Source organism: Niallia sp. WK069_GA_01 (genome assembly GCF_983173855.1).
In genome coordinates, this window is record NZ_OZ470138.1 from 2,847,280 (window position 1) to 2,859,906 (window position 12,627).

The following is a 12,627-nucleotide window of genomic DNA, read 5'->3' on the forward strand; positions in this document are numbered from 1 at the left end:
TTTTTTTATGACAAAGGAAATCAATGATTGGTTTTTCTTATGTAGACTGTGTAATTGCAACTCAAATGTTAAGAGCCCTAAATGTGCATTTAGGGCTTTTCTGCGGTTCTATAAGTAAATTTTGATTACTGCACTTATACCTAGCTTGTGACATGGTGCAAAATTTGTTACTTGGATTGGATGTCTAACCTAAAAAGTGGATTACACGCTCAACTAGTCCGCAGCCGGAATACACTTCGCTTTCCATGGGGCTGGCGCCGAGCCTCCTCGTTGCACTGCGGGGTCTCGCCTGTCCCGCAATTCCCATAGGAGTCTTCGTGTATTTCGGCTGCTCCCTGCTTCAATATAACAACAAACTTAATCATGCTCTAATTTAGCACGTAAATGGTTATTTCCCTATACTGGTTATTTATGTTTTTTCATAGAGTTAACTCAAACTTCGCAGTTATAAATCCTTCTTCATGTATTGACTTAACCTGATTTAGAGCAATTAGAAAAGGATGATTGATTCGTCTTTTTGAGTGTTTGTTTGCAAACATTATTCCTTATAAATAGGGGCAAGATTCTCGTTTCAGGATGCTCGCTTTCCGTGGGGCGTGCGATGAGCCTCCTCGGCGCAAGCGCCTGAGCTACTTAGGTCTATCTAACCCGCTAATCCCACAGGATTCTCGCATCTTCCACTCCAATCAAGCCGTTTGATCAATTAGTTGCTGTCGTTGAACGGGTAAAAACACCCACCTTATAGAAATAGACTAAAAGTGGAATATTTCGGTAAAACATCGTTGGATAATAACATAAAAATCAACGCTACTAGTGTTTAGCAATCATTCCTTGTCATGATATTCGAAGACAAGAACTTATTCTAAAACAGGTTGCTTGTAACGGAGGGTGCGAAGACTCCTGCGGGAATGTGGGAAGGCTAAAGACCCCGCAAGGCAACGCCGAGGAGGCTCAGAGCTCCCACTCCGCGGAAAGCGAAGCAACCCGTAGTGGAAAGCAACCCCATAGAAAAACGCAAGCGCCTTGTTTAGCCCCGAAGAAAAATGTTCTCCAGACTCAAAAAGTGTTTTTTACTTTTAGAGGCTGGAGGTTATACTCACTGGGGATAGGGCACTGACCGGCTAAATACGCCACGTCCTTATGTCTTGGCCGGCACTTGTACATCCTGTACGGCGAAGCTAGACAGCCTTCACATTTCAAAAAATATATACTTTCTCACCTTTTAAAAAACAAGCCTCCCATTTTATTGTTCTAAACCGAGTAATATCAAGACTTCCAAACGAATTTGATGATGCGAAGTCTGAGTAGTTAAGTATAAAAACTATGTTGTTCCATTACGCTACAAACACTCGCTTTCCGCTGGGAGGAAGCCGAGACCCTGCGAAGCGGCTAAAGTCGAGCCCCACGGAAAGCGAAGCGTATGCAGGCTGCGGCTGATTACCAAAAACCTTCTTTTTTACATAAATAAAAAACCCAAACCATGATACGAGATATTTTTCATCTTCGTATCATGGTTCGGATTTATCTTCGGCTGGAATACTTATGTCCCAGCTTCTTTTTTTATTTAATCCTAAAGTAAACCCTTTAAAATTTAACTGAGCTTTTTAAATTAAAGGGGAATACTTTCGTTTTCTTTCATTAATTGATATGCTGCTTGATTGATTGTTTTCAAAAAAGTATTTAGGCGGTTTTTTTCCGTAAAAAGAATTAGTTCATGCATCGCTCTTGTGCATGCCGTATAGAAGAGTTCTTTCTCCAATTCGTTATTATATACCGAACTATTATAAATAATGACTCCATCAAATTCTATTCCTTTTGCTAAATAGGCTGGAATAACAGAAATCCCTTTTTCATAAACGATGGTGCCTTTTTCGATTAATCGGACTGCTATTTTCCCTTTCAGCCATTCATACACTTTTTCGCTTTCTTTTTTTGTTTTACAAATGACAGCTATCGTTTCATGGCCTTTATTTTTTAATTGCTGCAATGCAGTCAACACTTCACTTAAAAGCATCTCCTGATTTGCTACTTCTTTTAGGCATGGCTTTGCTCCATGACGATTAAATGGTTCGATCATTTCGCCATTTTTAGCTATTTCTTTTGTAAACTCCACAATTTCTTGAGTGGATCGATAACTCTTTGTTAATACAATTCGTTCTACTTCTTTTGTGGCATCTGTTTCCATTAACTCATTATTACTATGAGCATAGATGGCTTGGTTAATATCTCCTAATAAAGTTAATTTGCTGTGTGGATACAGCTCCTTTATATATTCCATTTGAAAGGGAGAATAATCCTGTGCCTCATCAATAAACACATGCTTCATGCTTATAACGGATTTTTTTCCTTCTATCTTATCTTTTAAATAAGCAAAGGGTGTAGCATCTTCATTCCATAACTGCTTCTTTTTTAGCGTTTGCTTTATATGAAGTTGCATAAGCTGCCAATCTTTTTCCGTTAGTGAACCTGGACATTCTTCTTGAAATACTGCTTGATATATACCTGCATAATTAATAAACCGCAAATTTTTGATGGCCATGTATATTCGTTTGAACCTCTTATTTACGATTTGTTTCCGCAATAATTGTTCTTCCTTGTCATAATAAGAAAACTCATCTACCTTTTTCTGTGTCTCCTTATATGCTTCTAAATATTCTTCTTTATCTAGGAGCTGTATCTCTTCTTCAACCCACCTTTGCTTTCTTTCTTGTTTTGCATGAAGTTTCATTTCTTTTTGAGCCCATTCCTTTAATAATTGCAGTCTATTTGCCACAGTAAAAGAAGCATCCAATTCATAAAATTTCCGTGTCATCTCTTCTTTCGAAAGTAGCACTTTATCTTGAAAAGTAATATTTTTAAACATCATTCCCTCTGTAGACAGTTTTTCCAACTTCTTATCTACTATATCTTTAAATTCCATGCTGCTCTTGAATTGAATACTTTTTAACCTCATTGCATGTGATTCCTGATTATCCTCTGTTAAAAGAACTTCTAGCTGAGAGAATGGATCTTCCACCTCCCAATCAGCTCCGATTCTATTCACTAAATATTCCTGAAAGGTTGACTGCTGCATATTTTCTTCTCCAAGTTCAGGAAGTACAGTAGAAACATAACTATTAAATAATGGATTTGGTGAAAACAGCATAATATTATCAGAATTTAAGGTTTTTCTATGACGATACAATAAATAAGCAACTCTTTGCAGCGCAGCAGATGTCTTCCCGCTTCCTGCTACCCCTTGAACAATTAATACCTTGCTTGAATCATTACGGATGATTTTATTCTGTTCTGTCTGTATGGTTGCAACAATACTTTTCATTAATGTGTTAGCATTATTGCCTAACACCTCTAATAATAGAGCATCCCCTATCGTGACACCTGTATCAAATAAACTGGTTATTTTGCCATCTCGAATGATAAACTGTCTCTTTAGCAATAACTCCCCATCTATTCTTCCTTCTGGGGTATCATAACTTGCCTTTCCTTTGGAATAATCATAATAAATACTAGATATTGGCGCTCTCCAATCGTAAATATAAAAATTTTGTTCTTCTTTATCCATAAAAGATGCGATGCCAATATAGATTTCTTCAATTCCTTCTTGACCGGCTTCTTTAAAATCAATTCTGCCAAAATAAGGGGAAGACTTTAACTTTGTTAATGTCTTCAACTGTTTATGTAACTGTCCATAGCTTCTTTCCCTTTCTCCTAATAGCTCAGCTTGCTGCTTAATGCTAGTATGAGTTTCTAAAACATCATCAGGTTCATCTAAATTGACTGTAACATCCTGCCAAAAAGTTTTGCGAATTTGACCTACATCTCCACCGATTTTCATGCTAGCTTTTTCAAATTGATCGATCTTTCCCTCTATTTCTTTAATGACATTTTCTGCCCTTTTTTGCTCTATAATCATGTCTTTGTCTTTTGATTCTGTCATATAAGCACTCCTCTAATCTTTCTATTTGACAAGCAAGTTATTTCGTGGTATTATTATAATAGATAAAAGTATATATAAATATATACATCGATACTGCATCTTTTTATTTTAACATGCATTCGCCAATAATTCTACTCTTATATTATAAATCCCATGCCCTACAAAAGAGCATGGGATTTTCTTATGCTTTTGCCGTTTTTCGAATAATAAAAAGTTGTTTTCTTTTTAAGTATACGTAAAAGAAAAAGAAACATGCACCACTTGACGCTCGAATGATCGATGAAACAAACATTGCAGTTACTATATCCGTTACTTCCAACAGATAGACACCAAACTGCGGTGCCACGAAAGCAACTAAGGCTAATAAGATATTATAATTAGCAATACTTTGACTGCGGTTTTTCTCTTCTATCGTCTCCAAAAGCTGGTTAAATAGCAATAAAACCGTCCCTGACACAAATAAACCAGCAAATATATTCACTAACACGAGATAAACTAAATTTGTAGATAAAACAGTTAAAAACGGCGCACTTCCCATACCAATCGATACATAGATTAGCATTTTAGCAGTTGAATGTTTATCCGCCATCTTCCCCCACCATTTAAAACTGATTACTTGACCAACTGAATTTGCAACTGCAAATAAGCTAATCCATAAACCAGTTGCATCCGCATATTTAATTTGATAAATACTAAAAAGGGACCAGCACATTTGCCAACCAAAATTAAAAAATAGACTGCATAATAAAAAATAAAAAAATGGTTTATGTTTAAAAACAGCAAAACCAAACAGTGCTTTTTTTTCTGATTTTTGCAGCATTACCTTTTTCTTTTCCTTATGTTTCTTTAAATAGTATATCTCTATCAATCCACAGATAAATGCTGCCAAATAAAGCAGTTGGTATGGAATTGCATTATCTTTATCAAATAACTGTAGGAAAAAACCAATAGTAAATGTTGAAATCATGCCAACTAGAGTCATGATTCGGTTCCGACTACTAAAAAAAGTATTTCGGCGCTGTTCAGGAATGATTTCTGCAATAAACGACTGCCACCCCAATGTTGCAAATGAAAAGGGAAAATTCATACAACCAACTAATAAGATGAAAACAAAGCATTGATATTGCTTTGGCAAATAAACAACAAAAGCCATACCAATTAAAAATACTCTGGAGAAGAAAAAAGAATAAACAGTAAACATTTTTTTCTCCTGCAGCCTATTCAGAATAATAGAACCAATAATCATCGCAAACATTCCAATAAATGGAGGCAATGAACTAATTAATCCTACTTGGTAATTGCTTGCTCCTAACACACTAATGGCAAAAAGAGGAAAATAGTTATTAGAAATATTCAAAACTAAAGTAGTGTAAATACCATTTTGCATACTCCATTTTTCATTCCCGCTATTTTTGGGGCTACACTCTTTCATTTAAAAATCATCCTTCTTTATCAACATATACCACGCATTTTTCCGTTGATTTTGGTTATTAATCTATAAAGTATTTCGTGAATTGAATTATTCCATTGCTTATCATACTCCCGAATCCTTCTACCTGCAAGACCTTTTCAGCAAATATTTTTTATTATTTTCCCTTTTGAAAACTTTCTGATTTCGAGGTAATTCCTCTATTGTAACCACCCTATTTTAAAGGCTATTTTCATCTATATATTGCTTCGTTTGAGCTCACCGCTTACTTTTTGCTAAATACAAAAAACCTCTTATCTAGTCAATTAGATAAGAGGTTTTTCTCCTGCTTTTTTATTTAGTTGATGTAGTATCCGTCTCTTTTACATAGTTGTAGTCTTCACGGTTAATAGGTGTAAAACCTTCTGGAGTATAAAAGCGTAATAAATCTTTACTAACAATGCTGTCAGAAGTCTTTAATTCTGCCGCAGCACTTTCTGCTTGTTTTTCACTGTCTTTTCCAGTTAACAATTCACCAGTTTTGGTATCGTACGTATTATCCCCAATTTTAGTAACGGTTGGTGATACAAAATCACCATTTCTAAAAGGAATTGTTTCACGATGCTGTTTGGATAATAAATCGGAACCAACCTGTAAATAGTCTTTCGTATTAACCCCTAATAAGTGTAAAACAGTTGGCATAACATCTACATCGCCGCCATAGTTACTTACTTGTTTTCCTTGTACTCCAGGTACATGGATAAATAGTGGCACACGTTGCAATTGAGCATTCTCTAACGGCGTTATTTCATCTACGCCCATCACTTTCGCCATCGCGGTATTATGATTTTCTGAAATACCATAATGATCTCCATACATGACGATCATTGTGTTGTCATAAAGACCTGATTCTTTCAGCATATCGAAGAACTCTTTAATCGATTCATCCAAATAATGTGCTGATTGAAAATAATCATTTACAACGCTATCTCCAAAATCTCCTGGAGGAAAATCCGTATCTCCTTCATCCATTTCAAAAGGATGATGATTAGACAAAGTAATAAATTTTGTATAAAAAGGTTCTTTTAACCCTTTTAATAACGGCATGCTCTCTTTAAAGAAAGGAATATCTTTCATTCCATAGTTTTTCGTATTTTCTTCGGACATATCATAATACTCTGCATCAAAAAATTGATCATATCCAATCGATTTATACATTTCATTTCTGTTCCAAAATGTTTTATAGTTTCCATGGAATGCTGCTGAAGTATATCCTTTTGTTTTTAAAATAGCTGGAGCTGACTGCAAAGTATTTTGTGCTTTATTAACAAAAACAGAACCTTGAGACATTCCGTATAACGAATTATCCATCATAAATTCAGCATCAGATGTTTTACCTTGACCAGTTTGATGGTAAAAGTTTTTGAAATAAAACGTATTCGAATCTTTTGTTAAAGAATTTAAGAATGGTGTTACTTCCTGTCCATCTAATTTGTAGTCAATAATAAAGGATTGTAATGATTCTAATGAAATATAGACAACATTCATTCCTTCTGCTTTTTTAAAATAAACAGAGTTAGGTGCAGCAAAATTTGCATTAATATAATTTTGAACCTCCGTTATATCACTGCTGTCCGCTAAAGCTCTTTGGCTTTCAGAACGTGCATTTTGCACAATATCATAGATGGTGAAATTATAAGCACCTAAATATTTCACTAAATAATTACGGTCAAATGATCGACTTAAAAGCTCAGGACGATCCACTTCCGCTAAACCAAGATTAATAATAAAGGTTAAAATAGCTAATGCAAAAATTGATTTTGCTTTTCTTCTATTTTTTTGCACAACAGGTTTATATACCTTCGTAGCAAGCAATACTATCAGTATGATTACATCCAAAAAATAAAGAATATCGTATCCGTTAATTAAGGAGAAAATACTATCGCTCAATTGCCCGCCATTCACTTTCACCTGCATCATAACGGGAACCGTAATGAAATCAGTAAAGAAACGGTAGTAAACAATATTGGCATAAAGCAATGCTGACATTACCCCTGTTATGACCGTAATCATAATAGGCTGTGCCTTTCCCTTAATAAAAAGTGCAAGTCCTATAAAAAATAATGCAGAGCTGATTGGGTTTATCAATAAAAGGAATTGTTGAAAAGCTCCTGTAACCCCTAAACTAAACTCAATTTTATAGGCAGCGTATGTTTTAATCCAAAATAAAATAATGGCGATTAAAAAGAAAGAAGAATGTTTAGCAATAAACTTATTAAATAATTCTACTGTACCTTTCAATCATGTTCACCTCAATTCAAAATATAATAAAAAAGATCCTAACTGTTTCTTTTTTATTGTAATTAACGACATGCTCTCAAATCTTTTCGTTTTTAACTTTTTTATAAGAAGTACTTCGTCTCTTACCAATTTACCTTTAATTTTCAATTATCAAGAAAAATTTACATGATATTTACAAAACAACGTAGTCCATTATAACATATGCTTTATAAAATCAAAATAATTAATTTTACCCGTTTTTCCAATTTATTCTAAAAATATTCTTCCCATCTTTCCTGCCATCGGTGAGGAATCAAATTAAAATTATCTTACATGAATTTTTTATAAATTTCTAGTAAAAACCTTTTCGTATTAATTAATAATAATATTCAGTAAAGTTAATTATGTTATTTTTTTAAATTTCCACTTCGCTTTCAGGTACTCTCCACTATTTGATCCACATTTACTGCTCGCAATATCTTTTTCAAGTATAATAAAATGGAATCAATAAAGGAGGAATTTTCATTGGTGCAATTGGAGCAAAAAGAATACATAACATTATTAGAAAAACTATTAACTACAAGCAGCCCTTCTGGAAACACAGGGAAAATCATTGATTTTATCGAGTCATATCTTCGAGACCTGCAAATCGAAACCAAAAGAAATAATAAAGGTGGAATAATTGCAACACTAGAAGGCGAGTCCCATCTTAAACAAAGAATGCTAACAGCACATGTTGATACACTTGGAGCAATGGTGAAGGAAATAAAGGAAAATGGCAGACTCCGTCTCGATTTAATCGGAGGCTTTACTTATAACAGTATTGAGGGTGAAAACTGTTTAATTGAAACAGTAAGCGGCAAAACGTATAGCGGCACTATATTACTGCATCAAGCATCTGTTCATGTATATAAAGATGCTGCCAAGCAAGAACGCAGTCAAACCAATATGGAAGTTCGAATAGATGAAAAAGTTCAAACAAAAAAAGATGTCGAAAATTTAGGTATTTCAGTCGGTGACTTTGTCTCTTTCTATCCCAGGGTTGAAATAACTCCGTCCGGTTTTATAAAATCAAGACATCTTGATGATAAAGCAAGTGTCGCTATTCTGTTATTACTTCTTAAACAATTCAAAACAGCAAATATTACACTTCCATACACAACTAATTTCTTAATCTCTAATAATGAAGAAATTGGGTATGGAGGAAACTCGAATATTCCAGCAGAAACAGTTGAATACTTAGCGGTGGATATGGGGGCGATGGGTGATGGTCAGTCAACGGATGAATATTCCGTTTCCATTTGTGTAAAAGATGCGAGCGGTCCTTATCATTATGCTCTAAGGAAAAAACTCGCACAACTAGCGGTGAGTCATCAAATACCTTACCAATTGGACATTTATCCATATTATGGTTCAGATGCATCTGCAGCCATTCGTTCAGGACATGATATCGTACATGGATTAATTGGTCCTGGCATCGATTCTTCTCATGCATATGAACGTACGCATTTCTCTTCAGTGGAAGCAACAAGTCAACTGATTTATTATTATTTGTTATCTACTATGTAATGACAAGAAAATCACGAGCATAACCGGCTAATTGCACAGCAAAAAACGACGAAATTCGCAGCAACTACGTTAGCAGACATTGATTGACCCAACATCCTGTCTGTCAAAAGCTTGGCATGTCTCTAATTTGAATAAATAAATTTTGATACGACAAAAGGACAGCTCCTTCAGTCGAATAACGACTTTAAGGATCTGTCCTTTTCCCTTTTTGAAGGTCTCCAATAGAAAGTCCGAAGTTCATTTGTAAATGAGGATAATCTTTAAAACTTTTCCAATCTCCTCCCCATTCAAATCCTAAGGACTTTGCAATGCCTACTACTTCCATCCAATCACTTTTTCCGTTTCCATTCCCATCATATTTCATATCCCAAATAACTTGGCCATTTACATCTAATAGGGCAAAATCAATCGCTAATCCATAATTATGATAGGATTCTCCCCCTTGTGCATTGGTGACAATGGTTCCTTCTTCCGTTCTTCCTTTAGCATATAATTTATTTTGTTCAGAGAAGCTTCGAAAATCCGCTGTAATCACAATCAGAATACCTTTATCTGCTGCTTTATCAACTAAAATATCTCGATTTTGTGCAACAGTTTCGTTTAATTTTGTCGGCAGAGGTGTCTTTTCGAGGTTTTTCTCGTACCTAGCTTTCCATTGATAGAGAGAAGCAAAACTGATAATCAAGATAAGCAGAAAGAAAAAAAAGCATCCCATCCTTTTTTTCTTCATGCTCTACCCATTTTCATGTCTATTTGTTTGAACAAGTTTTTTCGCTTCGAAGTATAATACTTGAATAAATTTCTTCGTATGAATTTTCACTTGTTTCGAATGAGCTGCTTTTTCACTTTTCAACTCCGTCATCTTGCTTCTTACAATCGAAAAATCAAAAAACTTTAATGCATAATTTTCAAATTTAGGGTTGGAAAAATCAGTTAAGCCAATACTTGCCAAGTGAGTGATCGATTGATTGATTGCTCTTCTAACACGTTGTTCACTTGCTTTTGTTTCTCTCAACACATCAAGGGTCGGAGCATTATCACCAACACGCTGTCTTGCGATTCCTTCAAATAATTCTTTCAAAGAAGGAAAATTCATTTCAAATGTATCGTTTACTTCATGCTGATATAAAAATTGAATAATTTCTAGTAAATCTTTGCTGCCATTCTCCCCGATTATTCCTAACTCAGATAAAAGAAATTCTCCTGCTTCAATTAGGGTATAATCTTTAATAAAAGGCTTTTTTTTATGATCATTATTTGTAATTTCCAATACTCCATTCAATGTACGTCTAATGTCCCCTACGGTCTTCTCTAAAAGAATTTTTTGAATGACCTTTTTTGTAACAGATAAAAACTCATTGCTGTTAATTGGTTTTGTTACGTAATATTCAATTCCAAGTGAATAGGCTTCACCGATCAGTTCCTTTGATTCAACTTGTGAAAGCATAATCGTTTTTCCTTTATATTCTTCGTTCCATGAGCGAATTGTTTCAATGCCATCTCGGACCGGCATCAATAAATCGACAATTACGATATCTACTTTTTTAAAATTTAATAATTGACTTGTTACCGTTTCTCCGTTATCTGCTTCACCTACAACCTCGCCAATATCTTCATCTTCAATAATATGTGTTAGCAATGAGCGAATTACTTCGTCATCATCAACTAAAAAAAATCGCATAATTAGTTCTCCTTTATTAATCTTGCCTTTGGTAATTCTACCATAAATTTAGTTCCCGTTCCGGGAATAGCCACATGTGTAATATTTCCTCCATAATTAGTAATAATTTCTTTACTGTATGAAAGACCTATTCCAGTAGACGACATCCCTACACCGTCAAATTTAAGGGAAAAACCAGGTTTATATATTAGCTTATCATATTTTTTTTCGATGCCTATGCCAGTATCAGAAACTTCAATAAATAATCTGTCTTCCTTTTCATATGCATAAATAGCAATAGAGCCTGTTTTCTTAATTGCTTCAATACTATTAGAGACAAGATTATTAATGATAGACAATAATAAATATACTTCAAATTGATCCTGAGAAACATCTAATTCAGTTGAAAAATGAATTTTTTTTCCTATCGACTGAGCATACTTGTCATTACTTTTCACGATTATTTGCAGCAATTCATTTAGCTGCATGTATTCTGAAAAATTCTCAGTTGCAATTAATTTTGATATTCCAGCATATATTCGTTGATTATCTTTCTTAATATCATGTATATTACCAGCAATTTTTAAGGCTTGTTGACTTAATTGCTGTGTTTCTGCTCTTGTTAAACTATTATTTTTTAAAGAACGGTACAATTCATAAGACTCTTTTGTTATTATTTCTACATTTTTTAATGTTTTTTTCACATGAATATTTTCTTCATAAAGGCTTGATAACAGCAATAATAAGTGTTCATTTTTACTTGTTATCTCCTCTTCTCTTATTTTAGCCTCATAAATTACAATCATACTATAGAAAGAAACAACAAAAAAACTTCTGAAAATGGCAATCGTTCCTATCTGCAAAATATCATTCATACTATGTATGTCTACCATTCCACCTAAAATAGAAGATTGAATGGTCAATTCAATAATTTGCGAAATCCATTCTAGGGCAATACCAAAAATACCGATCTTCCAAACTTGATTTTGAATTTTTTTCACTCTTAACACAGCAAAAAAGAAGGCATAGCTTATGTAGTAAAAACAAGCAGGCAATCGCATATATAAAGAGTGTTCAAACGTATAAGAATCTACTAACAAAAAATCGACGATCATACGGAAAATACCAACAGCCACTCCTGTTATAATACCTGCCGATATAATTTTTTTTTGCGGCAAAAACAGAAGCAGAAAAAAGAAAACTGTCGGTGCAAAGCTTACTCTAAACTGATCATTCAAAGGAAAAAACTTAAATTCTCCCGCTATAGGTACCATAAAAATCATCATAAATAAAATGGAAGAATTAGATTTAAGCAATTGATGTATTTTCATTTTTCTCCTCCACTGCAATCATTCGTATTGCAAATAAGTATATCTTTAGTTGTCCAGTATTTCAATTTCTTCTTATTTTTCAAATAAAGTGAGGCTGAGACATAACTAAATAGATAATAGGTAAAGACGGACATTCTCTAATTTAGCACGTAAATGGTTACTTCCCTATACTGGTTATTTATGTTTTTCATCTAGTTAACTCAAACTTCGCAGTTATAAATTCTTCTTCATGTATTGCTATAATTTGGTTTAGAGCAATAAGAAAAGGGGGATTGATTAATCTTGCAAACATTATTCCTTATAAATAGGGGCAAGATTCTCGTTTCAGGATGCTCGCTTTCCGTGGGGCGTGCGATGAGCCTCCTGATATGAACGAAACTGTCAAGTCTCCCACTCTCCACTACTAGATAGGTTATTTTTGGGTAACTTTAAGAAGAGAAGC

Annotated in this window: 7 protein-coding genes; 1 reads left to right on the forward strand and 6 read right to left on the reverse strand. The window is 34.2% G+C overall.

Annotation, left to right across the window (positions count from 1 at the left end):
• Positions 1-1,609 precede the first annotated feature (1,609 nt).
• From helD to ltaS, 3 genes are all read right to left on the reverse strand, one after another.
• Positions 1,610-3,937, reverse strand: a complete 2,328-nt coding sequence (helD, locus tag AC5LWL_RS13570) for an RNA polymerase recycling motor HelD (protein ID WP_493434796.1) — start codon at positions 3,935-3,937, stop codon at positions 1,610-1,612.
• A gap of 181 nt (positions 3,938-4,118) precedes the next feature.
• Entirely contained in the window at positions 4,119-5,369 is a 1,251-nt protein-coding gene (locus AC5LWL_RS13575) for an MFS transporter (RefSeq protein WP_493434797.1), read from the reverse strand.
• 330 nt (positions 5,370-5,699) lie between these two features.
• Positions 5,700-7,646 carry a lipoteichoic acid synthase gene (ltaS, locus tag AC5LWL_RS13580; RefSeq protein WP_493434798.1) on the reverse strand — a complete coding sequence of 649 codons (1,947 nt, stop codon included), beginning with the start codon at positions 7,644-7,646 and terminating at the stop codon, positions 5,700-5,702.
• A 477-nt stretch (positions 7,647-8,123) separates the two neighbouring features.
• Here ltaS and AC5LWL_RS13585 point away from each other — a divergent pair, with 477 nt between their 5' ends.
• Positions 8,124-9,194 (forward strand): M42 family metallopeptidase, encoded by a 1,071-nt coding sequence (locus tag AC5LWL_RS13585; protein ID WP_493434799.1) that lies wholly within the window; start codon positions 8,124-8,126, stop codon positions 9,192-9,194.
• Positions 9,195-9,378: 184 nt separating this feature from the next.
• Here AC5LWL_RS13585 and AC5LWL_RS13590 read toward each other — a convergent pair whose 3' ends face one another.
• Genes AC5LWL_RS13590 through AC5LWL_RS13600 form a run of 3 tightly spaced genes read right to left on the reverse strand, consistent with a single transcriptional unit; the run spans position 9,379 to position 12,185 of the window.
• Positions 9,379-9,924: a M15 family metallopeptidase gene (locus AC5LWL_RS13590; protein WP_493434800.1), complete on the reverse strand. Its 546-nt coding sequence runs from the start codon at positions 9,922-9,924 to the stop codon at positions 9,379-9,381.
• A gap of 3 nt (positions 9,925-9,927) precedes the next feature.
• A complete protein-coding gene (locus AC5LWL_RS13595) occupies positions 9,928-10,875 on the reverse strand; it encodes a response regulator (protein ID WP_493434801.1) in 948 nt (315 codons plus the stop codon).
• A gap of 2 nt (positions 10,876-10,877) precedes the next feature.
• Positions 10,878-12,185: a sensor histidine kinase gene (locus tag AC5LWL_RS13600; protein ID WP_493434802.1), complete on the reverse strand. Its 1,308-nt coding sequence runs from the start codon at positions 12,183-12,185 to the stop codon at positions 10,878-10,880.
• Between the last annotated feature and the right edge of the window lie 442 nt (positions 12,186-12,627).